Annotated in this window: 21 protein-coding genes and 1 tRNA gene; 5 read left to right on the top strand and 17 right to left on the bottom strand. The window is 39.2% G+C overall.

Annotation, left to right across the window (positions count from 1 at the left end; genetic code table 11):
• Positions 1-53: 53 nt before the first annotated feature.
• Genes H4O18_RS00305 through H4O18_RS00325 form a run of 5 tightly spaced genes read right to left on the bottom strand, consistent with a single transcriptional unit; the run spans position 54 to position 4,269 of the window.
• Positions 54-257, bottom strand: coding sequence for a hypothetical protein (locus H4O18_RS00305; RefSeq protein ID WP_187581110.1), 204 nt, complete (start codon positions 255-257; stop codon positions 54-56).
• Complete coding sequence (gene lptC / locus H4O18_RS00310) at positions 254-865, bottom strand: LPS export ABC transporter periplasmic protein LptC (protein ID WP_187581111.1); 612 nt, start codon at positions 863-865, stop codon at positions 254-256. Before lptC ends, H4O18_RS00305 begins: the two co-directional genes overlap by 4 nt.
• A 1-nt stretch (position 866) precedes the next feature.
• Positions 867-2,237, bottom strand: a complete 1,371-nt coding sequence (locus tag H4O18_RS00315) for a hypothetical protein (protein ID WP_187581112.1) — start codon at positions 2,235-2,237, stop codon at positions 867-869.
• A gap of 37 nt (positions 2,238-2,274) precedes the next feature.
• Entirely contained in the window at positions 2,275-3,540 is a 1,266-nt protein-coding gene (gene bamG / locus H4O18_RS00320; protein WP_187581113.1) for a BamG family beta-barrel-assembly machinery protein, read from the bottom strand.
• On the bottom strand, positions 3,541-4,269 hold the full coding sequence (locus H4O18_RS00325) for a type III pantothenate kinase (protein ID WP_187581114.1): 729 nt from the start codon (positions 4,267-4,269) through the stop codon (positions 3,541-3,543). It abuts the gene before it with no gap.
• A gap of 101 nt (positions 4,270-4,370) precedes the next feature.
• On the opposite strand from H4O18_RS00325, the gene H4O18_RS00330 reads away from it, so the two are divergent.
• A tRNA-Phe gene (locus tag H4O18_RS00330) sits at positions 4,371-4,443 on the top strand.
• Positions 4,444-4,570: 127 nt separating this feature from the next.
• Here the strand turns inward: H4O18_RS00330 and H4O18_RS00335 are convergent.
• The 5 genes from H4O18_RS00335 to H4O18_RS00355 all read right to left on the bottom strand — a co-directional run bounded on the left by H4O18_RS00335 (position 4,571) and on the right by H4O18_RS00355 (position 11,939).
• The gene (locus H4O18_RS00335) at positions 4,571-5,710 is read right to left on the bottom strand and encodes a sialidase family protein (protein ID WP_187581115.1); all 1,140 of its coding nucleotides are present in this window, start codon (positions 5,708-5,710) and stop codon (positions 4,571-4,573) included.
• A gap of 90 nt (positions 5,711-5,800) precedes the next feature.
• Complete coding sequence (locus tag H4O18_RS00340; RefSeq protein ID WP_187581116.1) at positions 5,801-7,471, bottom strand: FAD-dependent oxidoreductase; 1,671 nt, start codon at positions 7,469-7,471, stop codon at positions 5,801-5,803.
• A 41-nt stretch (positions 7,472-7,512) separates the two neighbouring features.
• Positions 7,513-9,228 (bottom strand): FAD-dependent oxidoreductase, encoded by a 1,716-nt coding sequence (locus tag H4O18_RS00345; RefSeq protein ID WP_187581117.1) that lies wholly within the window; start codon positions 9,226-9,228, stop codon positions 7,513-7,515.
• 69 nt (positions 9,229-9,297) lie between these two features.
• Positions 9,298-10,323 (bottom strand): metallophosphoesterase family protein, encoded by a 1,026-nt coding sequence (locus tag H4O18_RS00350; protein ID WP_187581118.1) that lies wholly within the window; start codon positions 10,321-10,323, stop codon positions 9,298-9,300.
• A gap of 44 nt (positions 10,324-10,367) precedes the next feature.
• Positions 10,368-11,939, bottom strand: a complete 1,572-nt coding sequence (locus H4O18_RS00355; RefSeq protein WP_246473883.1) for a glycoside hydrolase family 32 protein — start codon at positions 11,937-11,939, stop codon at positions 10,368-10,370.
• Between the two features lie 509 nt (positions 11,940-12,448).
• On the opposite strand from H4O18_RS00355, the gene H4O18_RS00360 reads away from it, so the two are divergent.
• Positions 12,449-13,174, top strand: a complete 726-nt coding sequence (locus tag H4O18_RS00360) for an energy transducer TonB (RefSeq protein ID WP_187581119.1) — start codon at positions 12,449-12,451, stop codon at positions 13,172-13,174.
• Between the two features lie 61 nt (positions 13,175-13,235).
• Here H4O18_RS00360 and H4O18_RS00365 read toward each other — a convergent pair whose 3' ends face one another.
• The 3 genes from H4O18_RS00365 to tyrS all read right to left on the bottom strand — a co-directional run bounded on the left by H4O18_RS00365 (position 13,236) and on the right by tyrS (position 18,864).
• Positions 13,236-16,949 carry a hypothetical protein gene (locus H4O18_RS00365; protein ID WP_187581120.1) on the bottom strand — a complete coding sequence of 1,238 codons (3,714 nt, stop codon included), beginning with the start codon at positions 16,947-16,949 and terminating at the stop codon, positions 13,236-13,238.
• A 103-nt stretch (positions 16,950-17,052) separates the two neighbouring features.
• A complete protein-coding gene (locus H4O18_RS00370) occupies positions 17,053-17,229 on the bottom strand; it encodes a hypothetical protein (RefSeq protein WP_187581121.1) in 177 nt (58 codons plus the stop codon).
• Between the two features lie 339 nt (positions 17,230-17,568).
• On the bottom strand, positions 17,569-18,864 hold the full coding sequence (gene tyrS, locus H4O18_RS00375) for a tyrosine--tRNA ligase (RefSeq protein ID WP_187581122.1): 1,296 nt from the start codon (positions 18,862-18,864) through the stop codon (positions 17,569-17,571).
• A gap of 106 nt (positions 18,865-18,970) precedes the next feature.
• Between tyrS and H4O18_RS00380 the strand changes: the two genes are divergently transcribed.
• Positions 18,971-19,978: an NAD-dependent epimerase/dehydratase family protein gene (locus H4O18_RS00380; RefSeq protein WP_187581123.1), complete on the top strand. Its 1,008-nt coding sequence runs from the start codon at positions 18,971-18,973 to the stop codon at positions 19,976-19,978.
• Here the strand turns inward: H4O18_RS00380 and H4O18_RS00385 are convergent.
• Genes H4O18_RS00385 through H4O18_RS00395 form a run of 3 tightly spaced genes read right to left on the bottom strand, consistent with a single transcriptional unit; the run spans position 19,959 to position 22,457 of the window.
• Positions 19,959-20,387, bottom strand: a complete 429-nt coding sequence (locus H4O18_RS00385; protein ID WP_187581124.1) for a DUF4296 domain-containing protein — start codon at positions 20,385-20,387, stop codon at positions 19,959-19,961. The two genes, H4O18_RS00380 and H4O18_RS00385, sit on opposite strands and share 20 nt — an antisense overlap.
• Positions 20,388-20,389: 2 nt before the next feature.
• Positions 20,390-21,727 (bottom strand): dihydroorotase, encoded by a 1,338-nt coding sequence (locus H4O18_RS00390; RefSeq protein WP_187581125.1) that lies wholly within the window; start codon positions 21,725-21,727, stop codon positions 20,390-20,392.
• Between the two features lies 1 nt (position 21,728).
• A complete protein-coding gene (locus tag H4O18_RS00395) occupies positions 21,729-22,457 on the bottom strand; it encodes a polyprenol monophosphomannose synthase (RefSeq protein ID WP_187581126.1) in 729 nt (242 codons plus the stop codon).
• Between the two features lie 563 nt (positions 22,458-23,020).
• Between H4O18_RS00395 and H4O18_RS00400 the strand changes: the two genes are divergently transcribed.
• Together H4O18_RS00400 and H4O18_RS00405 are read left to right on the top strand one after the other, a co-directional pair.
• Complete coding sequence (locus tag H4O18_RS00400; protein WP_187581127.1) at positions 23,021-23,686, top strand: DUF4271 domain-containing protein; 666 nt, start codon at positions 23,021-23,023, stop codon at positions 23,684-23,686.
• Positions 23,683-24,429 (top strand): uroporphyrinogen-III synthase, encoded by a 747-nt coding sequence (locus H4O18_RS00405; protein WP_187581128.1) that lies wholly within the window; start codon positions 23,683-23,685, stop codon positions 24,427-24,429. The genes H4O18_RS00400 and H4O18_RS00405 overlap by 4 nt, the downstream gene beginning before the upstream one ends.
• Positions 24,430-24,514: 85 nt before the next feature.
• On the opposite strand, the gene pckA is transcribed toward H4O18_RS00405, so the two are convergent.
• Positions 24,515-26,131, bottom strand: coding sequence for a phosphoenolpyruvate carboxykinase (ATP) (pckA, locus tag H4O18_RS00410; protein ID WP_187581129.1), 1,617 nt, complete (start codon positions 26,129-26,131; stop codon positions 24,515-24,517).
• Between the last annotated feature and the right edge of the window lie 11 nt (positions 26,132-26,142).

Raw genomic sequence — 26,142 nt, forward strand, 5'->3', positions numbered from 1 at the left:
AGCAGAAAATAGCAATGAAATAACAATGATAATGACAATATATGCCTCCAAAATTATTGTTTATTATTTTTTTGACGTTCCTCGAACCTTTTCCTATAGGTTTTCTTAAAAATGAACATCCCTATGGAAACTATCCCAAAAAAGACGAACAAGTAGGCCCGCTGTCTATCTATGTTCCATTGTTCGTATATTTCAAAAGCGGACACTACGGCCACTGCCAAATATAGGTATTCGGTATATCTTAATATCTTAATCATTCTTCTATCTTCTTTTCTTTTATACTCATATATCCGTAGGTCTTATTAGCATTAAAAAAACTAAAATCCCTATTAAAGTCCATTCCTTCGCCATCCATAATAGTTCCTTCCTCTGGATTGGTATACTTAAATTTCTCTTGGGTAAAAATCCAATCATTGGTTCTATCCCAATATAATTGCGGAGCCTCCAACTTTTTACCGTCGCTGGTTTCAATCACCACATTACCTTGCAAATCTATTAAATTAGTACTGGAATAAATAATTCCGTAATCTGCTGTAACCGTGCTCTTTTCTCCTTTTTCATCAAAAAACTCTACCATAAGTCCATCTGGAAAAGTTCTATGAGGAAAAGCCAAGTTATCAAAATCATTGCTAATCGGGCTGGTTAGTACGGCAATTACATGGGCAGAAACCACACCTTCATTTTTTTCAAGTTCATCGGTTTCCGTATAAGTTAAGGTAAAATCTTCGGCCACCGCACTTGGAAATATTTTTTTTATAGCTTCATCCCCAACTCTCTTATAACTGTCGGCACAGGAATAAAAAAGCATTGCCATAGTAATAACTATGGCAATGCTCCTAAAATAATATAAACCTTTTTTTTTCATCTTATAGGCTGGGCACTTTTACACTACCACCTACCCAACATGAGAAACTTATTGTTTTACCGGCCATACCTGAATTAAATATATCAGTTTTGGATGGCGCTTTAGCTCTGTAACTGGCAGCTGCTTGACCTGCCCTACCACTTAATGCGGGATCCACACGACCTGCCTGGCGGGCCAAATCTTCGGCTTTCCAGTAAATAGCCCTTTTCTCGAAAGGAGTACTACCACATTCGTTAGCACTTCCTGCATACAAGCTAGCGATCAACAAATAAGCCTTACCGTTGGAAGGATTTGCATCTATTGCCTTTTGGGCATAGTTCCTAGCAGTAGCCTTACTACCTCTTCTATAGCTTGTGGCAATCTTATAAGCAATATTGGATTTTTTCCTGGAATCGGTTTCCAACTCCAATGCTTTGTTAAAATCGGCAAGGGCGCCACTGTTATCCCCAGCATTATTCTTAAGGGCACCAGCATACATATATGCACTTGCGGAAGGCTCCATGGCCAATTGTACTTCAAATAGTTTTTTAAACATTGGGTCTTCAGTACACTCTTTACTGTACATTCTTCCAACAGCTCTCTTGATCCAGGTTAAATCACCCTTTTTAGAGTCAAAATTCTTTTGGTACAATGGAATTAAGTTTTCACAATTCGCCAAGGCACCCAATTTGCTATCAATACTTTCAGCTATTTTACCATAGCTTTCAGAATAACTATTATAAGAACTCAATTGCTTTTTCTCTTTGGAAGTCAATGTACCGGCATCCTCCTTTGGAAGTAGTTTAGTAATAACCTCTGTAAGCTTATCGTTTTCCTCGTCTATCTTTTCAGTAACGTTGTCGTATTTTTCAAATACTTCCTCCAAATCCTTTTTACCTGCACTATTCAGATCCACCAAACTGGAGAAATATAAATATAATGCCTTTGGATTTTTAAAATTTGCCTTATCCTCTGTAAAAGCTTTATCAAGTTGAGTGTAGATCTCCTCATCGTTGATCATTTTCTCATCATACTTCAACAACACCTTATCTATAATAGTCTCAGCTAAGTCTGTCTTCGCAGGGAAGTACTTTGCTCTATTATCATATAATTCCATCAAAGCATTTATATTGGCAGTCTTATCCGCCCCGGTAGATTTTTCCAACCTATCCTTTAAAATTCGTTCACCATATAAAATATTGGCCCAATTTAATGTAGGACAATTTTCATATACCATTTTCCATGGCGTATAGGCAGCCTCATAATTCTTAACTTTTACATGCTCTGTGTAAATGGAAAGATTGGTCATACACTCCGGGTTTTGAGCTTGAGAATGCCCTAAACCCACAAATCCCATGGCGGCTATCGCTGTGATGTAGAGTTTCTTTTTCATCTGTCTGTTTATTTTAAGGTGGTTAAAGTAATAATTTTTAATTAATTTTTCTTGGTATGAACCATTTATCGTTTAATGATAGGCCCAGATTAACTTTGAAATAACTTTCTTCAACTAGATCTCCATATTTTGTTCCTCTTTTTCCAAGTTCAAAACCAAGGTTAATATTAGAAAGATTACGTCCCAGTGGTAAACCTATTCCAAAAGTTATGCCAAAATCATTTATCTCCTTATTATCTACCACTATTCCCGATTTAGAGACCTTTGCTCCGGCCCTATACGTTGCCCTTTTTAAATAACTTGTAAAAGATGAATAATCCGGGATATAATATCCACCAAGCCTAAATGTCTCTGCATTCTGATATTCCAAATTACTGGCTGGAGTAAGTTCGTTTTCAAAACTACTTAACCCCTGAAAACTGTACTCCGCCCCTAAAAACCATTTTTTATCAATACCATAGCCAACACCTAAAGTGGCCGTGGTCGGGATCTGCACTCCGGTGCGCCCCAAACCTTGGGCTTCCAAATCTACCTCCAGCACCTCTACATCCCTACCATTTACAGTAGAAAAGGAACCTATGGTCCTTGTGTTTTCCGACACCAAATTGGCTTGTGTATTAACAACTATACTGGTAAAAAGAGTGTGTTTTTCGTTGAGCGATGGGGTAAAACTTGCTCCAAAATTAAAATCAAAACCTTTGATCCTAGATTCTATCCTATTGAATGAACCCAACTGTACATCTTCAATGGTCTGAAAACTATTGGTATTCTGGTTCCCAAAATTAAAATTACTGGTAATTCCTAAACTTAAATTTTTCAAAAGTTCATAGCCCACAGAGAGATACACACGGTTTAATCCCCCTTCACCATTAAACGATTCCAATATTGTTCCTTGACTTGAAGAAGTTCTTTCTGATTGAAAATTGTAACCTACGGAAGAATAGGGCATAATTCCAAACCCCATACCAAAACCTTTTCCCAAGTTAAATCCTAACGACAAATAGTCCAAATTTGAAATTGATGCGCTTTCTTTGGCAACATTACTTTCAAACCGGTACTCTTTACGTGAAAGCCCAGCCGTGTAAGTTGTTAAACCTAACTTGCTATAAGCCGCGGGATTACTTAAATTAATGTGAATACTATCCGTATAAACACTTAATCCACCCATCATTTGATTCTCCACTGTGCCGGTAGCCCTTAAATCGCCAACACCAAAATAGGAATAAGGAGAAGCAGTACTATTCTGTGCATATATGCTTACCGAAGTTACGCATATTATTGCAATTATAAAATTTTTGATCATCTAGCGCTTGTTGTATTCTAACAAATGATATAACCCCAACAGGAGAAATTTAGAATGCGCAAATATGGTATTTTTTAATCGTTTTGACAAAAATTGAGCATCCCCTCCTGTTAAAATAACTGTTAAATCGACAAATCTACTTTTATATTGATCAATTATTCCGTCTATTTCATTACAAATGCCATTAACGACACCGCTGTGCATACTAGTTTCAGTGGTGTTTCCTATATAATCGATAATAGGTTTTTTTTTCAACAAAGGCAATTTGGAAGTTTGTTCGTGCATGGCCCTATACCTCATGGTAATTCCAGGGGAAATTGCCCCACCCAGATATTCCCCATAATCGTTGATGGCATCATAAGTGACACAGGTGCCGGCGTCGATGACCAAGGTGTTTCCTTTAGGGTTGTGATAAAAAGCGGCTGTTGCCAAGGCAATGCGATCCACACCCAAGGTCTGGGGGGTTGCATAAGAGTTTTTGAAGGGTGTTTTGGAAGCGTGACTTAACACATGAACTTTGCAAAACACACATAACATGGCTATTTCTTCATTACTAATTCCTCCAACATTGGAAACAATGGCATTTTGAATGTGAGTATACTCCGCAAAAATAGTTTTCACACTTTTTGCAAAATCTCCATTGGGAATTTTTCGATAAAAAATTATTTTTTCGTTATCAAAAATCGCCATTTTCACTAGGGTATTACCCACATCTACAATCAAGTTCATACTGCAAAGATCAAAAAAGATGAAAAAACAAACGCCTTTTTTTTCATTTTTGTTTGTATATCATAAAATTGAAATTATATTTGCACCCGCTTACAGCGTTTGGTGCCTTAGCTCAGTTGGTAGAGCAATGGACTGAAAATCCATGTGTCCCTGGTTCGATTCCTGGAGGCACCACCTCAAAAGCCCTTGATTTTCAAGGGCTTTTTTATTTTTATAGCCCTTTTTAGCTTATCCTTTTCCGTAAACGGTCGCACTTTTTAGAAATTTCATTGATTATGACTAAATCATAACCTATGATTTTTCACATTCCCAACAGCTCCTTTATGCTTACCGACTCCCAAATTATTCCCTGGTAGGCACTTTTATATCCACCTTCATATAAGATACCAATATTTTTTCGATCAATTGGGGTCAAATCGGAATAAGCGGAAGCACCTGGAAAAAATTGTTTTACCATTGGCCAAGACTTTCCGTCATCTGAACTTCCCCTGATCGTCATATTTACTCTATTTTTAGTATCTGCCGGATTTGCAAAAAGTACATATACCTGACCTTTATAATCAAATCGCAAGGTACTGGCCTGACAAATTGGTTCTATCAAAGACTCATGATGGTGCATATCTTTCCACGATTCCCCTCCGTCATCGCTATAGGCTAGTTGCCTGCTGCTCATCTGCCGATCATAATTGCGCATGTTAAGCATAAGTCTATGATCGGAAAGTTCCACTACTTCACATTCGTTTACCTGATCAAGGGGAGTGCTTCCTCCCAACTCCCATGTTTCTCCATTATCGTCAGAATAAATGGTATGGGAGTAATACTTTTTGGTTACCGCCTCAATATGATCACTTGCTATTACCAACCTGTCTTTATACCTACCTCCAAGAATTTGTATGCCAGACCCCGGTCCTGTGGCATACCATGTCCAATTGGGCAATTTTACGTCTGAGGTAATTTCTTTGGGTACACTCCAACTTTCACCCTCATTTTCAGATTTTAATACAAACACTCTGCGAGTGTCCTTGCTCTTTTGGGCTATTATTTCCGATTCGTGATCTTCCCCTAAATTCCAGGTGGACAATAAAAAAATATGCCCCGTTGTACGATCTACTACCGGTGAAGGGTTTCCACAGGTATTTCCTTCATCGTGCCAAAGTACTTCCAATTTGCCCCAGGTCTTTCCGCCATCTGTTGACCGCTTCATTACCAGATCGATACTTCCGGTATCGCTACAGCCATTTTTCCTACCCTCGGCAAAAGCCAATAAAGCACCTTTTTTAGTTGTAATTACAGCTGGAATACGAAAACATTTATAACCTTCACTACCTCCTTCAAAAATATAATTCAAGGTTTTTTCTTGATCTTTTCCCCCTTTTGGGGCTTGGGAAGCAAGTGAATGTAATATCAATGCAAAAATGACAAAAACGAAAATTCGCTTCAAAAATAATTTAGAATAAACCATTTATTAATTCTTTGGATTGGAGAATTTACCACTAAAATTTTGGGTCATAAACAAAAGTATAAACCATCATCATTCTACAATTTGTCCTTTAGACAACAAAACGTTCTTTAACTTATTGTAATCCACTTCCTGTACGGTAGATTTGTCATCGATTGCAAGCCCTGCTGCAGCGGCGGCCGATTGCCCCAATATCATGAACACGGGCTCCATACGGATAGAACCAAAGGCAATATGGCTAGACGATAAACAAACCGGCACTAGAAGGTTTTTACACTCTTTCTTCTTTGGCACTAAGGTTCCGTAGGATATAGGGTAGGGCCCATTGGTACTTACTCCTATATCCCCTTCGTTCTGCACAAAACCATCGGGCTTAATATATCGCTGAACATTGTGGGAATCCATAGTATATGAACCCATTCCTATTGGTTTAGGGGTTGGCCTTTTTTTCAAAAGCTCATTTTCAGTCATCACGAACTCCCCAATCATCCTCCGGGCCTCCCTTACATAGATTTGGTGTGGCCAGTTTCCGTTGTCGGTGAATTCATCCTTGGCCAGGCCCCATTTCTGCATTTCGAACTGTATATCTTCTGGAATCCTGGGGTCGTTGGCTACGAACCAGAGCAGTCCCTTTTGATAATTCTCATGTTCCTTAATAATCTCTTTTCTTCTTTCATAGGTGGCCTCCGGATAGTCGTAATTCATTCCAATATTATCACTGCTCAAGGGACCGTGGTTGTTGGTGTCGGTTTTGTGGTTTGGTATGGCATCGAACTTTTCGAACCAATCCTTCCTTCCGGTCTCCAAGGACCTTGCCAATAATTCGTAGTTCATGGGGTCATAATCCTCAGGCTTAGGAAAGGGAATTCTATTTTCTGGATAATTGCTCATACACAACCTAAAGCAATAGGCTTGGATCTTATTGTCACCACTGTGCCTTTCTCCCGGATCTTCTCCCGACACCCTTGGCAAAAGACCACTGGAGGGGTCTCCAGGCACTACATACGGGGAAATATCCGATTGAAACCAATGTTTATGATGCAAAATTCCGGTCTGCACCCCATTCCATTCTTCGCCGTATACTTCCTTGCCCTCTCTACCCACATGAAAGCTTACGCCCGCCGAAGCCATAAGGTCACCTTCATAAGTGGCGTCCAAAAACATTTTACCGGAATACGTCTTTCCTGACAAGGTGGTAATGGAAACAATATTCCCTTCCTTCATTTCAACCCCGTTTTCCCTATCCAGCCATTCATCACGATCTACACGGATCTGCTCTTCCTTAACCAAATCCTCGAACACCTTTTCCGCCACATGTGGCTCAAATATCCACATGGTCCTGTTTTCACCGTCCATGGCAGGGGTACCCTGTCCTTTGTTGCCATATTCCTCTTTTTTTTGCCAGATCCAGGCTTCTTCCTTGTTGTAATGTTGCCAAACCCTTTGGTAGAACTCGCGGGCAAGTCCTCCAATAACACGCTTGTCCCCTGTATCTGTATAACCTAAGCCACCTGAGGACAATCCTCCCAAATGAATATCGGGCGACACCACAATCACGGATTTCCCGGAACGTTTTGCTTCCACAGCCGCTGAAATGGCAGCGGAAGTACCTCCGTAAATAATGATATCTGCAGTAGCTACCGGGTTACTTTTTTCTTCGGACTGCTTGCAGCTTGTTAGTCCCATCATTCCAGCTATAACCAGGATAAGGGTTAAATTAATGATCCTTCTTTTTAGCTTCATTTTGTTTGGTGGTTATTGTTGATCTCTAAGGAAATTGTAATTTATTTCACCCTTTGGCCATCTTTAAGGAGTTGCTCCCTTAAATTGTGGTAGGGCACATCCTGAACATTGGAATTGGCATCAATGGCCAATGATGCTGCAGTGGCCGCGGATTGTCCCAGGACCATAAACACCGGCTCCATGCGGATGGACCCAAAGGCAATGTGCGTTGAACTTACACAGATAGGGACAATAAGATTGTTGCATTCCTCCTTTTTGGGCACCAAGGACCTATAGCTAATGGGATAGGGCTTAAAGCCATGAGCCTCTACATTGCCCTCATTTTGGACGTAACCATTGGCATCCACATATCGCTGTACATTATGGGAATCCATGCCATAGGCTGCCAAGCCAATGGCATCCTCGGCCACTACTAATGCCTCACAATTTTTTTGGGTCATTACATAATCGCTCACCATTCTTCTGGCCTCGCGGATATAAAGCTGTTGCTGCCACCCATCGGCCCTTTCAAATTCATCCTTGGAAGTGCCCCATCTTGAAGCTTCCTCACGTACTTCCTCAGGAATTCTTGGATGATTGGCCAAGGTCCACATCAATCCCATCTGGTAGTTCCTATGGTCCTCTATAATCCTTTCCCGTTCCGCATAGCTGGCCTCGGGGTAGTCATAGTTCCTGCCTATGTAATCGGTAGAAAAACCGAACTTGTTGTTCGTATCCGTCTTTCTATTGGGCATGCTGGAATTGATCCAGGGCAAGAGTGAATTGCCATAACTGTACATTTCCCTTATCGGCCCCTTTCTTGCCTCGTAATTACGAAAGAGTAGTTCATAATTGATCTCATCATAGTTTGCGGGTTTCTGGAAGGGAATACGGTTTTCAGGGTGATCCGTTAGGCACATCCTAAAACAATAGGCCTGTATTTTTTTATCGCCTTCCCCTTCGAGTCCCGGTTTTTCATTGACATTCGGCAATAGACCTGATGATGGATCGCCCTTTTTAACATAGGGATCTACCCCTGGGATAAAATTATGGTTGAAAGCATTTTTGGAAACAAATCCGGTCAAGGCCCTATTTATGCTATTGGCCTGTACTCCGTTTAAAGTCTCCCCATATTCCGCGTTACTTTCCCGGCCCACCGCATAGGAAACCCCTGCCGAGGCCATTAGGTCGCCCTCATAAGTGGCGTCCAAATAAACCTTTCCCTTGTAGGTCTTCCCACTTTCCATTGTGATCGACTCTATTTTGCCATTTACCTTTTTAACCCCGGATTCCCTGTTCAGCCTTTCGTTGTAGACCATTTTAATTTTTTCCTTGTCCATCATGGACTTATAGACCGTAAGGGCAGCGGAGGGCTCAAAGGTCCACATGGTAGCCTCCCCTTCCTCCGTACGGGTCTGTCCACTATCCATATATTCCGATTTTTCTTCCCATTTCCAATTTTTCGGATCATCGTAATATTTTTTGATGTTCTCATAGAACTCCCTGGAAATCCCCCCAATGGCCTGCTTGTTACCAATATCGGTCTGGCCCAGGCCTCCAGTGGTGAGTCCCCCTATTCGATTGGTCGGCTCTATGAGCACAACGGATTTGCCCATTCTACTGCTCTGCAGAGCAGCCGAAACACCCGCGGAAGTTCCACCGTATATTACAATATCATACTTCTTGGTCTGACCGTATGCTCCGAGGGTAATTAAGCTTAACGATAAACACCCGATTAATTTTATAAAATAACTTTTTACATTTCCTAAACGATCCATTCTAAATATTTTCAATTTTTAACTTTTATAGAATATACAATTATAATTTCCTTTTTAACGCTCAACTACTTAAAAAATAAGGGATTTATCCTTGGGTTCCAATGGCAAAAAATTAACGTCCAAGTGCCCGCCACTGGCATTGTCATCGGTTACTATTTGCGGTTTTCCCTTAATCGATTCTATCGAAAAACGATGAATATGTCCCGCAAATACTCCCATCAGATTTGGTGCAGAAAACACCGCCTTATGAAAATTAAATGTCGTTTCCGAATGCCCGGTTTCGGGCCATTTCAATCGCCCTTCCAATTCAAAATTCCTATCGGAAGTAGCCCCCCAATCCGGATTTCCACATCCAAAACCAATGGATTTCCCTGGCCCATACATAGGTATATGCACCAATAGTACCAAAGGAATACCGCTAGAAACATGTTTTCCAAAAAAGGCCAATTGATCTTCATTTATTTGATAGGTAGAGTTGTCTATGGCCAAGAATCGGATTCCCTTTACATCATAAGCCGCCATTAATGGATGGTTACCCTGATACAGGGGAAGCAGTCTATTCGCAATCCATTTGTCCCTTAAATCTTCCAACGACCCTTCCATACCCTCATAATGCCAATCATGATTGCCCGCAACATAAATATAAGGGATATTCACTTCTTCCAATTTGGCTTGTACCCACTCGATGGCAGCTTCAGATGGAAAACTGAAAATATCACCAATCAGGGTAATTAAGTCAGCCTGGGACTCCTTAGCAAAATTTAAGGCAGCTTCAAATGCCAATTCAGGATTGGTTAATTCATCCGTTTTAAAGTGTTTGGTCTGATTGTAGGCCTTGGCCATACGATCACTATATTTTTTATAAGGAACACCGCGCTCATCGTCCCTAAACAGATGGGTATCTGCGATATGAACGATCCGTATGGGCTCCTTAATGACATCCGAAAAAAATTGAAGTTTGTTTTCCTCCACCGCAACACAAAACTGAATGTCCTTTTTTGAGGGATTTGAAGTGGTTTCATTGGTTGATAACTTGGTTAATCCCAGCCCAAGTGAGGCTGAAGCGGCATTTTTAAAAAATAATCGGCGTTTCATTTATTAGTTTTCTGTCTGAATAGGGTTGAAAATGTTTAAGATAATTACCAAATGGATTTGATGGGACTAATTGTGAATTTTTCCATTTCCAATTTATTATCCTCTGGATTAGAAATTACCAAGGTCTTGTAATACTCGTTAGGAAAGATCTGCGCAGTCATTACATATTGCCCACCGTTTATAAAAACTTCCACCGAGGACCAATCCATTATTATCCGCACTTCATATTCCCCTCTGGGCAAGTTGGGCACAGGCATAGTCTGGACATTTTTGATGAAGTCATCATCAAAAGAGACTTTTCCAGATTGAGACCTATCCAAAACAAATTGTAGATTTTCTGCATCCAAAATCAAACTCAAATTCTCACCTAAACTATTTTGAAAGTCCAGACTGAATGCCCGAGAGCTAGTCTTAAATTTTACTTCGGAGCTATTAAAATGATCAAAAGTTAACGACTTTTCCGATTGTGGATCTACAGATATATTTTCCTGAGCACCTAAATTCCGGATTTTATCAACACTATCCAACGGATAATTAAACAATTCAATAGCCCCATTTACCTGGCGCAATGTCAGTTTTGTTGGCAATGTCATTGCACTACGCCATTTTTCAGTGGGAGTCTCCTGGGCATAAGCCCAATTGCTCATCCACCCAATAAAAATTCGGTCGTTATTGGGTACATTGTTATAGGTTACCCCTGCATAATTATCTGTTCCCCAATCTATCCATTTATGCTCCTTTTGGTCGCTTGTAAATGTCTTACCATCAAAATCACCAATAAAATATTGGGTGCCGCTGCCTCCGTTCGGAGCCCCAGGATTAATACTGATCAAGAGTACCCACTTTTCCAAATCGGTACCTTCCACCTTTAAAGGAAATAGATCCGGACATTCCCAAACACCACCATGTGCTCCTTGGTCCTTTCCAAACTCGCTGACCTTATCCCAATCCTTCAAGTCCGGGGATTGCCATATTTGAAGATGGTCACCTGCCACCAATAACATTGTCCAATTATTGGTTTTATCGTTCCAAAAAACTTTGGGATCTCTAAAATCTTTTATCCCTTCATTTCTTATGACGGGATTACCTTCATATTTAACCCAGGTATCTCCATTATCCAAACTATAGGCAATTCCTTGAGTTTGGAAGTCATTTCTTCCTTCTTCTGCCCCTTCAGCCTTGTGATAGGTAAATATGGCCACTAAGGGTGGATTATCCAATCTACCGAACCCGGAGGAATTATCGGTATCGACAACCGCACTTCCCGAAAAAATATAGCCGTGTTCATCAGGAAATAGGGCTATAGGTTTATTTTCCCAATGCACCATATCCTTACTTATTGCGTGACCCCAATGCATGGGCCCCCAAACAATATCTTCAGGATAATATTGATAAAAAAGATGGTACACGCCTTGGTTATAAACCAAACCATTAGGGTCGTTCATCCATTTTTCCGGAGGTGAAAAATGAAACTGTGGACGATATGCCTCCTGATAAAGGTTCTGCTGCTCACTGACAGCATTTATTGGTTTTACCTTTTCACCATCTTTACATGACAAAAGCGTCATGCCAAGAACAATCCATAATATTCTTATATTCTTATTGTATTTTTTCAAAGCCCTTAGTTTTTATTAAAAATAGGAAAAATATACCCCGTTTAAAACCTTGCACTTAAGGTTTCATACTAATTTCCCCAAACCCAAATCATTATCAGCCTATTGTAGGGCTTGTTCCTTGCTCCGCGTTCCTTCTTAAAAATGAACTTATACCTTTAAAAAAAGTTTCTGTTTATAAAGGATATACAGAAAGGCCCATTGCACGCCAACATAACAAAAGACCATTACAACTACATTAAGAGGATCTTCAACCAATTGTTCCACCCATTCAAAAAAGGCATTTGTAGCATATGACCAATCGATAAAAACTTTGGCCATATAGATTAAAATGCGTTCACACCTATTAACTTAAAGAAAAATGTCCCTTTTATATATCCCAAAATTTATTTTCATTTTTGTTTAATCGATTAAACAAGTGCCTAAATTACTGAAAGAAAAGTTTAAAAACTGATTTAAGTCATATGAATTGGATTAAATACTTCATAATTTAAGGTTTAAAATGCTGTATCATGGAACCAAAAAAAAATCCAAGGGCAGATTTAAACAAAAAAAGTGGACTTTTCTTTGTAATAGGCCTAACAATAGTACTCTTTCTAGTATGGGGGGCGTTGGAGTTAAAAACGTACCCTAAAGAAAATGCGGCCATTGAACAATTGACAGTAACGGATTATTTAGAGGAAAAAGTACCTGTTACGGAGGCTTTAAACGTACCTCCCACACCTCCCCCACCAGCAGCCCCAGAAATTATAGAAATTGTAGAAGATGTGGCCGAAATTGAAGAAACGGTTATTCAAAGTACGGAAATCAACCAGGAAACAATAGTGGAAGAGGCTACACTCAAAGTAGAAGATATAGCTGTAGTAGAGGAGGAAGAGGAGGATATTGAAGTCCCCTTTGCCGTAATAGAAAACGTACCTGTTTTTCCCGGTTGCAAGGAAACCAACAACGAAGCCCAGAAAGCATGCTTTCAGAAAAAAATCCAAGAACATATCATAAAACAGTTTACCTATCCCGATGTAGCTGTCGAATTGGGAATTGAAGGCAAGGTGTATGTGCAATTTATCATAGATAATACCGGCTACATTACCAATATTAGAACTAGGGGTCCGGATAAATTATTGGAAAAAGAAGCCAACCGTATAATAGCGGCTTTACCCCAGATGACGCCAGGCAAGCAAAGAGGCAGGGCCGTAAAGGTTCCCTATACCATTCCTATTACATTTAGATTGCAGTAGTTTTAGGTTCTAGGAATGGACTAAGTATGGTATTTGATACCCACAAATTAAACTCAGCGGTTCAAAAACCGAAACCGAAACCTATTTGTACCATATTGCCCTCTACGGAATTAAAGTACCCTACATTGAAAGATAGAAAATTAAATCCACTGATCCATAGGCCCCCGCCTTGTGATGTATGCCAACGATTACTGGAATCGTTCCGCTCCCATACCCTACCATAATCAAATCCACCAAAAACGCCCAAAGTTACAGGTGCTACTGCAGTGGCATATTTCTTAATTCTAAATCTGAGATCTGTAGTCTGATAAAAATAAGAGTGACCGGCAAATCTTTCGTCCCGGAATCCACGAAGTCCGTTTGTTCCTCCAAGGGTAGGTGCATGGTAGAAAAAATATTCGCCTCCACCAATATTGGTCTTATATTCAGCAGTTGTCCCCAGAACCAGGTCTCCTGACGGAATTAGTTTATGGCTTATTCCCGCTTTGAAGGCGAAATATCCAAATTGATTATCCGCAATTTGTGTATTTAATTTGTACCCAGCGGTTAAACCCAAATAAAGTGCCTTGGTAGGAAAATCAGCGGCATCGTCGTTTTTGTAATATGCAGAGGTCTCCGCACCTACATAATGCTGGGAATCAAAAATCTGCGGATCCAAATTAGAGGGCACAAAAAATCGATCTTGTAATTCCTTTGACTTAAAGGATTCGTATAAAGCCTTTATTTTTAACGTGTGGTATGCAATACCTGCATTAAGTTGGATTTTTTGCATTCTGGCACGGTAATAATCCCGACCCAGATCATCTTCAAGATTAACGGTTTCATTCCCAAAGCCAAAATAATTATTGGAAAACCTATTGCTAGTATAATACCCTTCCAATTCAAAATTCCATTTGGGAATAATATTGGCGTAAACCCCTTGGTAAGAAAGTTCCAATGCCTTAAACAGGAAGTAATAATTTGCCCCTACGATATGTTTTTGTCTAAAATCATGTCCGTTGAAACCCCGATTTAAATAGGTGTTTTTGACCCCCATATAAAAGCCGTCATCGGTTCTAAATCCTATTGCCGGAAGAAATACATTGCTGTTCTCCTCTAAAAAACGCCAATGAAAAGTATTGGTCTCATAAACATCGGTTAGCTGATGGCTTGGCTTCTTTTCTTCGAACTTAATTTCCTCGTGCTTCCAATCATAGACTTTTAGACTTGCACTATTGGTGATGTTGTAAGTTTCCTTTCCGTAGCCACCAATCAATCTTATAAATATCTCATTATCACCATCACCGGACACTTCAAATATATCATCGTCCCCGAGACCGTAAATCCATATTTCCTTTGTTTTTTTACTCTCAAATGTCCGTTCGAACATCTTTTCGTTGGGTTCATCACTCAATAGCCTTCTGAGAACTACCTTGGTCTTACCTTCCGGCAGTCTGGTAATTTCCACTAGATCATCCTTTTCTGTACCATGTAACGTTACTATATTATCCAAATAATCCGCATACTGTTTTGCGTATTTAGGCAGATTGGTCAGCCTCAATTTTAAACTTTCTTTGATGTCATTGGAAGTACTATCCTGTACCTCTATGGGTAATTTTAAAAATGCCGCGTCTATTTCCCTTTCTGAAAGTTTATCTTGAATAAACCGGGCCTCTTCCTCCCACACCTTGGCATCATACTGGGTCAACAAAGTACGATCTAACCTGTTCCCACCTATATTCAACCATTTTACGTCATTAATTTCTGGACCATATGATTGCCAGCGACGTGCATCCGGGACAAAAAGCTTAATAGCTTTCATGGCGAAACCGTCAAATTTAGGAAAGGCATTGTCCCTGTCCCTAGGGATTGGTAAAAATTCCTTATCGCCATCCTTTTTCTCATATTCTGCCCAACGCCATTGATCCTGATGCCTATCCCAATCGCCAATGAGCATATCAAAAATACGGGCTCTAATAAAATCCCTTTGGTCTATAGTATAGGATTCATCACCACTGATTTTTTCCAACATGTCCGTAGTACTCTCCATCTCCTTCATTTTTCCCGACTCATCGATAGTACGTCTATATCCTTTAAAATTTGTTTGTTCGTCTGAAGGCCGTTCTTCAATAAAATAAAGTTCATCCCCAAATTGCTCATTTAAGTCGCCAAGACGTTCCTGTTTGGGGATATAAAAAAGACTTGGACTGGAATGGTTGACATTTACTGCCTGAGCCAAAGGATTTATGACCAACTGCATATACGGATGTGCTGTTGTAAAGAAATCTGATATTACTTCTTCTGTCCAAGTATCCTTATAGTCATTTTCTTCGAAAGCAATTCCTTTAACTTTAAACTTAAGGAATTTCAGTGCATTTTTACGAAGGGAACGCATTGAAAATTCCCTGCCGTTATTATCTTCTAAACGAATGGAGTAAGATTGATGGCCCCCACCTTCCTTGGTTACCTTTAACCCTCCATAAAGCGTATCCAAATAAGCTATAGGAGCGGTCACTGAAGTGCCAAAATAGTTTCTATAGCGTTCTCCCCATAAAAACTTATAGAAGCCCGATTTGTTCAGTTCTTCCTTATTATCGGTAACAGCATCCTTTTTGGTGCTATTGGAAATTACAGGAAAATTATGTGGTGCACTTTCTTTGTCCAATTTCGGAAGTATGTTAATAGTATTCTTATCATCTCCCTCACTTATAAAAGTGACTTTTGACGAGCCATCCTTGAAATATTCCAGTTTAGCGAATCCTTCTGCGCCATGAGTGTATTTCCCTTCATAATCCAACGACCCTCCAATGGTGGTAATTTTATCCGCACCCAATTTAGTCGGTGTTTTTTGGAAAAGGGACCCTCCAATCACTTGATGTATGCCACCTCCCGTGAGATATTGCAAACTTTCTTCATGACCGGAAACAATAGTGATCCTATCGGAGGCTTTGGCTAAAGCGCTAACCAGAATCCTTAAGTAATTGTAACGTCTCGAATTTAAAAGCTCTGGAGAAAAGGCACCTAAATCCGAAATACCATTCATAACTGTTCCCAATACCGGTATAGGGGTTATATGGCTTTTAAAACTTTCCTTTCCCGCATATTTACCATTACTAAATATAGGATGGTGCATGGCAATTACGATATTTTTATCCTGACCATCGTTGATATAGCCTTCCAATTCTTCCAGAAACCTTCTCCTAGTATTAATATCGGTACACTTTTTATTTATGTCCTTTACACGTGACCAATTGGAAATGAACCATTTGGAATCAACCACAATTAAATCCAGCTTATCATTGATCTCCATATGCTCTATTGGACAAGCATTCTCAGGATAAAAACTGATTTTATCCTGTTCCAAATCCTTGATATAATCCTCTATTTTTTCAACCTTATCTGAATCGAATTCCTTCCATTCATTGTTTCCTGGAAGAAAAATGGTCTTCCCCTTAAAATTGTCCAATAGTTTAATTTGCTCATCCAATAAGTCTTTGTCTTCGCTCCAAGCACCTTCATTTTCCGATATATTATCTCCTGTGAAAATTAGGGTACTTTCCTCCGGTGCACTTGCCAGTGCAGAGGCAAGAAGATTCTCTGCTCCTCCGGACCCACCATTTCCTTTGTTTCCGAACCCTCCGGCAATATAAAAGGTATGCAATAGATCTTTAGTGCCGGACGAGGATATCTGTACGGGAACTGGTTCAGCAAATTGGGGGGAATAGGTAGCACATGCATTCATAAAGAATGCAATGCATATGTAATATACTACTTTGATGTATTGTTGTGGATTCATTTTTTAAGAGCTAAGGTTAGTTGGTTTAAACACCCTGAATAGGTTGTGTTTCATACGGCATTAGGGCACTAAATCACAACGCTACTTCGACTTCCCTATAGTGTCAATTTTCAATAACAACCCCCGATAAAATAAGTCCGGCAAGGATAATTAATAGGACAGCGGTAATAATGGTAGCCCCTATTTTAGTCTTTTTATTATCCTGAAAAATATAATTATCCCTATGATCATTTTCGTCTTTTAAGATTTGGGTGTTTTCTCCCCCTTGTTTTCTGGTCATATTCCTATTTTTTTGAATACTCCAAAATACATCGCCTTAACAACAGCACTTAATGCAATCGGCTAAAATGTTAACTCTTTTATCCTGACTAATAAAAATAGAATTTGGTATTAAAAATGGCCTGAAACTTACTATCCACGAAGTAAGCCTAGGCGCATCCCACCGTAGGATAGTTATGGGATGATATGGGCATTAGTGCCAAAAACCATCGTGAAAAGATTTCCGGATTGAATTTTACTGCAACCAGAACTGCAAAAAAGCAGTCCTGACTTCTTCTAAGAAAAGAGGAGAAGAAAAAACCCCGAAATCTGGTTTCGGGGCATCTATGAATCCTGGTATTTATTGAATCACTAACACAAAATAATTCTTTTTCCCGCGCTGTAACAAAACAAACTTATTGTTGATAAGATCTTCAGTGGTAATAATATAATCTTCCTTGACCTTTTCCTTATTTACGGAAATGGAATTTTGTTTCAATTCGCGTCTAGCTTCCCCATTAGACCCTAAAAAGCCGGTTTTTGCAGCCAAGGCCGCAATCATATCCAGGCCATTTTCAATGTCTTCCTTGGAAACCTCAGCCTGTGGCACACCCTCAAAAACATCCAAAAATGTCTTTTCATTCAGTTTTTTCAGGTCCTCGGAGGTCGATTTTCCAAATAGAATATCACTGGCCTTTATAGCGTTGTCCAAATCTTCCTGTGAGTGCACCATTACCGTGACCTCATCGGCTAAACGCTTTTGAAGAACCCTTAAATGTGGAGCTTCTTGATGTGTTTTTACCAAATTTTCTATTTCCTGTTTCGGTAAGAAAGTAAAGATTTTGATATATTTTTCAGCATCCTCATCGGAGGTATTAAGCCAATATTGATAAAATTTATAGGGCGATGTTCTTTCCGAATCCAACCATATATTGCCCCCTTCAGATTTCCCAAATTTGGTGCCATCGGCCTTTGTAATCAAAGGACAGGTAAGGGCAAATCCCTTTCCGCCACCTATTCTACGAATTAGTTCTGTACCCGTAGTTATATTTCCCCATTGATCGCTACCACCCATTTGAAGGGTACAGTTATACTCTCTAAAAAGGTGCAAAAAATCATATCCCTGCACCAATTGATAGGTGAATTCCGTAAAGGACATACCTTCTTTGGCTTCGGCCGACAAACGTTTTTTAACGGAATCCTTGGCCATCATATAATTTACCGTAATGTGTTTCCCAACATCACGTATGAATTCCAGAAAGGAGAAATCCTTCATCCAATCATAGTTATTCACTAAGATGGCACTATTGTCCTTTCCACTGTTAAAATCCAAAAAACGGGAAAGTTGTGCTTTTATAGCAGCCTGATTATGAGCCAAAGTGGCCTCATCCAATAAATTGCGCTCCGTAGATTTTCCTGAAGGATCACCGATCATCCCCGTTGCCCCGCCTATCAATGCATAAGGTTTATGCCCAGCCAATTGAAAATGGCGTAGCATCATAACACCTACCAAATGACCTATATGAAGCGAATCTGCTGTTGGATCTATTCCCACATAGGAGGATTGCATTCCACTTAACAAATGTTCTTCAGTACCGGGCATTGCATCGTGCAACATTCCTCTCCAAGTTAATTCTTCTACAAAGTTTATAGTCATGCCTTAAATATTCTAATTCAATAATAGCTGCAAATATAAAATAAATAGGTTGCTTAAGTCCTGATGAAAACGGAATAAATTGAAGTCAAATGAGTAAATTTGCGCCATGATTTTAGTCACAGGCGGTACTGGTTTGGTAGGAGCACACCTTCTTTTGCACTTATTGCAAAAAGATGTCCCGGTCAAAGCCATTCATAGGAAAAAGAGCAACCTAAAGGAAGTGGAAGAAGTTTTCGGTTATTACACCGACAAATCCCAAGAACTTTTTCAAAAAATCTCATGGATAGAGGCAGACCTTAACGACCTTCCAGCGCTGGAAATCGCTTTTGAAAACGTTACCCAAGTTTATCATTGTGCGGCCTTAATTTCTTTTGACCCCAATGATTATGAACTTTTGCGTACCGTAAATATTGAAGGCACAAAAAATATTGTGAATCTTTGTATTGCCAATGGTGTAAAAAAATTGTGTCACATAAGTTCCATAGGCGCTATTGGGAGAACTGTGGGCAACCAAGAGGCTACGGAGGAAACCGAATGGAATTCCCAACAGAGCAATGTCTATGCCTTAACAAAGATGGATGCCGAGCTGGAAGTTTGGAGAGGAGCGCAAGAAGGCCTTCCGGTTGTAATAATAAATCCTGGCGTAATTTTGGGCCCTGGTTTTTGGAATACTGGGACCGGAATTTTGTTTAAAACGGCTTTTAAAGCACGTAAATACTATCCGCCGGGAGGAACAGGTTTTGTTACCGTAAGTGATGTGGTAAAAATAATGACCCAATTAATGGAGTCTTCCATAACCAATGAAAAATTTATCGTGGTGGCAGATCAACTTTCATATAAAGAAATTCTTTATAAAGTTACACAGGCTTTTGGTAAACCTAGTCCCAACAGGGAGCTTAAATTTTGGGAATTGGAAATCCTATGGCGACTGGATTGGCTTAGAAATATCTTTTGGAATAGCGGAAGAAAACTTACCCAGATTTCAGTTTCTTCTTTAAGAAAAAACCAAAAATTCGATAACAGCAAAATCCAAAAACAATTGGGGTATTCCTTTGAAGAACTGGATGGAACCATTGAAATGTCCTGCCAAAAGTTTATTGAACGGAATCCTTAGAATTAACCTGCTTTTTTTTCAGATTTGGATTCAATTTCTCTTTGGCCTCCATTAGGGAATCCTGTTTCTGCTGCCTTTCCTCCTCAAAAAACTTCTCATCCTCCTCCAATTTATCCTTTACTTTGGTATAAATAGACTCATATACAGTGGGTATAGAGGCATAATAGGTATCACTCCCTACAAATTGCACGCTATCGATCCCATATTTGGAATAAATATACTCCATAGGTTCAATCTCATATTCATTTAAAATGCTTTCGTTAATTATCTTACCTGCATTTAATAGGGATATGTCGTATAATATGGTGGCCATTTTATCCTCCGGAATAAGATTTTCCGGTTTTTCTACCACCTTTTCATTACAGGAAAACAACAAACCTAGAAAAATGGGAACTATATATTTTACCATTGCTATCTATTAAAAGTTAACCTCATGGCCTTTCTCTCTTCCGAAAAATTGCCATTCTCATAAGCCAAATGACCATTTACAAAAGTATGGGTAATCTTAGACTTAAACGAGTTTCCTTCGAATGGAGACCACCCGCATTTATACGCGATATTTTCCTTGGTCACCGTCCAGGAATCCTTAAGATCCAACACCACTAAATCCGCATAATAACCTTCCTTTATAAATCCACGATTTTTTACTTGGAACAATTTGGCTGGGTTGTGGCACATTTTCTGAACAATTTTCTCCAAGCCTATCCTTCCTGAATGATAGTATTCCAGCATTGCAGGCAAGGCATGTTGAACCAAAGGACCTCCCGATGGCGCTGAAGTGTAGACATTGTTCTTTTCCTCCAAAGTATGTGGAGCATGGTCAGTAGCAATCACATCTATACGGTCATCCAATAGGGCTTCCCAGAGCTGATCCCTATCCACTGCAGTTTTTACCGCAGGATTCCATTTTATTAAAGTTCCCTTGGTGTCGTAATCCTCATCCGAAAACCAAAGATGATGTATACAGACTTCGGCAGTAATCTTTTTATCCTCAAGAGGGATATCATTTCTAAAAAGCTCTGTTTCCTTTCCTGTAGAAACATGAAAAACATGAAATCTGGCCCCTGTTTTTTTTGCCAAGGCTATGGCTCTCGAAGAAGAAAGATAACAGGCTTCGGCACTCCTGATCAAAGGATGGTATTTAATGGGAATATCATCACCAAATTGAGCCTTGTATGTAGCAAAATTCGCCTTTATAGTAGCCTCGTCCTCACAATGTGCAGAAATTACCATCTCGGTATTCCTAAATATCTTTTCGATTACCTCCTCATTATCTACCAACATGTTTCCTGTGGAGGATCCTAAAAAGAGTTTAACTCCGGAGCAGGCATTCTTATCCAATTTTTTTATCTCTTCCAAATTATCATTGGTACCCCCAAATAAAAAGGAATAATTGGCAAAGGCAGAGTTTCTTGCCATTTCAAACTTGGACTCCAAGGCTTCAATCGTAGTGGTTTGGGGATTGGTATTAGGCTGTTCCATAAAGGAAGTTATTCCGCCAGCAACCGCTGCCCGGCTCTCCGTACCAATGGTACCCTTGTGGGTTAGACCTGGTTCCCTAAAATGTACTTGATCATCTATGACCCCGGGAATTACGTATTTCCCGTCCACATCGATAACCTTTGTGGCTGTATCCGCAGAAACATTTGCCTCTATTTTAACAATAATATCATCTTCCAGCAATATATCACTAGGGAACACTTTATTGTCATTAACAATTGTAGCGTTTTTCAATAATATCCTTCCCATTCTAAAACTTATTTTTATGAAATAAACTGCTCACTTTCATCTGAATCACCCCAAAAATGGCCTCATTTATAATGGAAGCACTCATCTTTGACTTACCCCTTATTCTATCGGTAAAAATAATAGGCACCTCTTCAATATTATACTTTTTTAAATGGGCCCTAAACTTCATTTCTATTTGAAATGCATATCCAATAAATTTAATGGAATCCAAATTGATCGTTTCCAAAACCTTTCTCTTATAACAAACAAACCCTGCAGTAGGGTCATGAACCTTCATTCCTGTTATTAATTTAACATAGAACGAAGCCGCATAAGACAACAATATCCGGTGTAAGGGCCAATTTACAACATTAATACCCTTCTTGTATCGGGACCCCACAGCCACATCTGCCCCATCAACACAAGCTTGGCGCAGTTTTATAAGGTCTGAAGGGGCGTGCGAAAAATCGGCATCCATCTCAAAAATATATTCATATTTTCTTTCTATTGCCCATTTAAACCCATGAATATAGGCTGTTCCCAATCCAAATTTATCCTGTCTTACTTCTAAAAACAAGCGATCTAAATATTGTCCCTGCAAATTTCTTACGGCATTGGAAGTGCCGTCCGGAGAATTATCATCTACCACCAGTACATGAAAATCCTGCTCCAAAGCAAAGACGGAATGAATAATGAGTTCAATGTTTTCAATTTCATTGAAGGTAGGAATAATGACTAAGCTATCCGCCATCTAGGTATTGCAATTTTAGCAAAAATAGTATTTTAAAAACTGTAGCGAAAAAACATGGAGGTTTTATGATTTTTTTAAAGATTTAATATTCTTGGAAAGTTATCTTTTCTGCTCGACAACGAGATATTTTCATTGATATCGATTTTAAATAAGTAGATATATCCTACTGACCATACTTCAAAAAAAACCTAAAGTTACTTGACAAAAAAGAACTTTAGGGAGTGCTATACCTTCTTTTAAAAGGAAAAGAAAAATAAATCTTATTTACTGCATGTACTCTAAGGAAGGATAAATACCGCCCTATTTGGCTTCTTGTATTTTTTCCATGGATTTAGTCCTAAAAAAGCTTAGGTTTGGACTAGATTTCCGAATCATCCTTATAAACAACAAAGTAACCCGCATTAAACATACAAGATAAAATTAGCGCTGGTTAACACTAAATGGAATGGAGAAAACGTTATTACAACTTTCCATAGTTGAATAAAAAATTGTTGGTTTAATGGATAACTTGAGCCGCGAATAATATTGAGAATATCTCGGGAAATAAACAATAGGCAGGACAAATGGAAGCTATTTTAAGAAATCAGTACGTTGAAGATTGGATAACAATTATCCTATTCTCCAGTATCTTTTTTATGGTACTCGCCAAAACCACATATTATACTCGATTTCTAAATTATATAATCCTGCCATTCAACAATAAGTATATTTTCCTTTACCAAAAGAAGGACAAGCTCTTTAATTGGTTCAGTATTTTTTTCAGTATTTTCCAATTACTTAATTTTTCACTTTTCATCTATTTTATAAATAAAATATTTTTCCAATTTCCTGAAGAACACCAATTTGGAGTCTATTTAATTATTTTCACATCGCTATTTTTATTTTTGGTCATAAAAATGCTTTTACAATTTGGCAATGGTTTTATCTTTAATGCCAACAAGATCATTTCTGAAATTGTTTTTAAAAAACTTGCCTACCTTAACTACAGTGGTATTGTAATGTTATTTGCCAACCTTATATTAAATTATGTTTTACAAGAATCCAAAACAGTAATTTTCATAAGTATTTTGTTAGTATTTATTATAAACGCCATTGGTTGGATAACAACATTGAGAAATCATCAAAATTTCCTTGCCAGTAATTTTGTGTATTTTATTTTGTACCTTTGCGCTCTTGAAATAGCACCAATTATTATAGTTGGTAACTATCTAATAGACCGAAGCCTATGAAAGTTAAAACTATTTTGGTTTCACAGCCAGAACCAAAGATGGAAAACTCCCCCTATTCCAAGCTTATTGATAAGGAGAAAATAAAGGTAGATTTTAGGCCTTTTATCCACGTGGAAGGTGTTGATGCCAAAATGGTCCGACAGCAAAAAATTGATCTTAACAATTTTACTGCAATTATTTTAACCAGTAGAAATGCAGTTGATCATTTTTTCAGGATAGCGGAAGAAATGAGGTTTAAAGTACCTGATTCAATGAAATATTTTTGTCAGTCAGAAGCGGTAGCTTACTACCTACAAAAATATGTGGTCTACAGGAAGCGTAAAATTTACGTCGGGAAAATGAATTTTCCGGATTTAAATGCTTTGTTCAAAAAATACAAGGACGAAAAGTTTTTATTGCCGTCGTCAGATGTTCTTAAACCCATTGTTCCGGAAACATTGAATAGTCTTGGAATAAATTGGACCAGGGGAATATTCTACAAAACGGTTATAAGTGATCTTTCAGATTTAAGGGACGTATACTATGACGTTTTGGTATTTTTTAGTCCGTCTGGGATAGAATCACTTTTAAAGAACTTTCCTGATTTTAAACAAAACGATACTAGAATAGCGGTTTTCGGGAATTCTACAGTGAATGCAGCTACGCAAGCGGGACTTAGAATAGATATTCAGGCTCCTACCCCCGAAACTCCTTCCATGACCATGGCACTTCAGAGATACATAACCACGGTAAATAAGAAATAAGTAGATTTTCCACTATGTCTCTTAAAATTAATTAAGTGGATAGATTAACATAAAAAACCCCGAGGCAAGCCTCGGGGTTTTTCTTTTAAAAAGCGTATCGTTGTGGTCCGCCCCGCCTAATTTCCTCATTGGCATAGGCTTCAAATTTCTTAAAATTTTCACGGAAGGCATTGGTTAATTTAAACGCGGTCTTATAGTAAGCCTCGTCATTGTTCCAAGTGGCCCGTGGACTAAGCACGCTTGTAGGGACTCCTGGGCACTCCCTGGGTTGTGCCACCCCAAAAACAGAATGGATATGGTATTTGTCATAACTGTACAATCCCAATTCTCCACTAAGGGCCGCATGGATCATGGCACGGGTATATTTTAATTTCATTCTGGTACCCACCCCATAAGGACCACCTGTCCATCCTGTGTTTACCAACCAGACGTTTACCCCCGCATCCAACATTTTTTTACTGAGCATTTCAGCGTATTTTGTGGGATGCAATGGCATAAAGGGCGCTCCAAAACAGGCCGAGAAACTAGGTACGGGCTCAACTACCCCTGCCTCTGTACCAGCCACCTTGGCCGTATAACCCGAAATAAAATGATAGGCAGCCTGACTAGGGGTCAATTTGGAAATTGGGGGTAATACTCCAAAGGCATCGGCTGTAAGAAAGAAAATATTCTTTGGGTTCTTTCCAATAGATGGCTCCTGAATATTGTCTATATTATAAATCGGATAACTCACTCTAGTATTTTGGGTAATGGAAGTATTTTCAAAGTCGACCACACCATTGGTATCCAGGACCACATTTTCCAAAAGTGCACCTTTCTTTATGGCCCCATAAATTTCGGGCTCATTTTCTTCCGAGAGATTAATGACCTTGGCGTAGCATCCTCCTTCAAAATTAAACACCGTATTTTCCTTTGTCCAACCATGTTCATCGTCCCCAATCAGTTTTCTATGTGGGTCCGCTGACAAAGTGGTCTTCCCAGTTCCGGAAAGACCAAAAAAGATGGCAGTGTCCCCATCATCGCCCACATTGGCAGAACAATGCATGGGAAGACATTTTTCATATACCGGAAGAATAAAATTCAATGCTGAAAATATGCCTTTTTTAATTTCCCCAGTATATCCGGTACCCCCAATCAGGGCTATCTTTCGGGTGAAATTTAATATGGCAAAATTGTGCTGCCTGGTTCCATCCTCTTCCGCCTTGGCCATAAAACCTGGCGCATTGATCACCGTCCATTCTGGATCAAAACCAACCAACTCCTCTTCAGTAGGCCTTAAAAACATGTTATAGGCAAACATATTGGACCAGGGGTATTCATTAATAACCCTGATATTCATTTTATACTCGTCATCGGCACATGCAAAACAATCCCTTACATAAAGCTCCTTTTCATTAAGATATTCTATCACCTTTTTATAAAGGGCATCGAACTTTTCGCTTTCAAAAGGTATATTCACATTTCCCCACCATATTTTATCGGCCGTGATGTCATCCTTAACTATAAACCTATCCATAGGTGACCTACCCGTAAATTCACCTGTATTTATGGCCAACGCCCCGGTGGAAGAGGTTACACCCATACCCTTTTCTACAGTAATTTCATGTAGTTTGGAAGGTGATAATTGATAGTGGATTTTTTTTGTCGAAATACCATACGCTTTTAACGAAATCGATTGCGTTGATGGGGTTGATGAATTCATAATAGTTGAGT

The organism is Arenibacter arenosicollis (genome assembly GCF_014397245.1).
GTDB classification, from domain to species: domain Bacteria; phylum Bacteroidota; class Bacteroidia; order Flavobacteriales; family Flavobacteriaceae; genus Arenibacter; species Arenibacter arenosicollis.

Bases quoted from the DNA above. Each gene is read 5' to 3' on its own strand.
- H4O18_RS00305 (WP_187581110.1), bottom strand. From the start codon at position 257: ATGATTAAGATATTAAGATATACCGAATACCTATATTTGGCAGTGGCC.
- lptC (WP_187581111.1), bottom strand. From the start codon at position 865: ATGAAAAAAAAAGGTTTATATTATTTTAGGAGCATTGCCATAGTTATT.
- H4O18_RS00315 (WP_187581112.1), bottom strand. From the start codon at position 2,237: ATGAAAAAGAAACTCTACATCACAGCGATAGCCGCCATGGGATTTGTG.
- bamG (WP_187581113.1), bottom strand. From the start codon at position 3,540: ATGATCAAAAATTTTATAATTGCAATAATATGCGTAACTTCGGTAAGC.
- H4O18_RS00325 (WP_187581114.1), bottom strand. From the start codon at position 4,269: ATGAACTTGATTGTAGATGTGGGTAATACCCTAGTGAAAATGGCGATT.
- H4O18_RS00340 (WP_187581116.1), bottom strand. From the start codon at position 7,471: ATGAAGCTAAAAAGAAGGATCATTAATTTAACCCTTATCCTGGTTATA.
- H4O18_RS00345 (WP_187581117.1), bottom strand. From the start codon at position 9,228: ATGGATCGTTTAGGAAATGTAAAAAGTTATTTTATAAAATTAATCGGG.
- H4O18_RS00350 (WP_187581118.1), bottom strand. From the start codon at position 10,323: ATGAAACGCCGATTATTTTTTAAAAATGCCGCTTCAGCCTCACTTGGG.
- H4O18_RS00360 (WP_187581119.1), top strand. From the start codon at position 12,449: ATGGAACCAAAAAAAAATCCAAGGGCAGATTTAAACAAAAAAAGTGGA.
- H4O18_RS00365 (WP_187581120.1), bottom strand. From the start codon at position 16,949: ATGAATCCACAACAATACATCAAAGTAGTATATTACATATGCATTGCA.
- H4O18_RS00370 (WP_187581121.1), bottom strand. From the start codon at position 17,229: ATGACCAGAAAACAAGGGGGAGAAAACACCCAAATCTTAAAAGACGAA.
- tyrS (WP_187581122.1), bottom strand. From the start codon at position 18,864: ATGACTATAAACTTTGTAGAAGAATTAACTTGGAGAGGAATGTTGCAC.
- H4O18_RS00380 (WP_187581123.1), top strand. From the start codon at position 18,971: ATGATTTTAGTCACAGGCGGTACTGGTTTGGTAGGAGCACACCTTCTT.
- H4O18_RS00385 (WP_187581124.1), bottom strand. From the start codon at position 20,387: ATGGTAAAATATATAGTTCCCATTTTTCTAGGTTTGTTGTTTTCCTGT.
- H4O18_RS00390 (WP_187581125.1), bottom strand. From the start codon at position 21,727: ATGGGAAGGATATTATTGAAAAACGCTACAATTGTTAATGACAATAAA.
- H4O18_RS00395 (WP_187581126.1), bottom strand. From the start codon at position 22,457: ATGGCGGATAGCTTAGTCATTATTCCTACCTTCAATGAAATTGAAAAC.
- H4O18_RS00400 (WP_187581127.1), top strand. From the start codon at position 23,021: ATGGAAGCTATTTTAAGAAATCAGTACGTTGAAGATTGGATAACAATT.
- H4O18_RS00405 (WP_187581128.1), top strand. From the start codon at position 23,683: ATGAAAGTTAAAACTATTTTGGTTTCACAGCCAGAACCAAAGATGGAA.
- pckA (WP_187581129.1), bottom strand. From the start codon at position 26,131: ATGAATTCATCAACCCCATCAACGCAATCGATTTCGTTAAAAGCGTAT.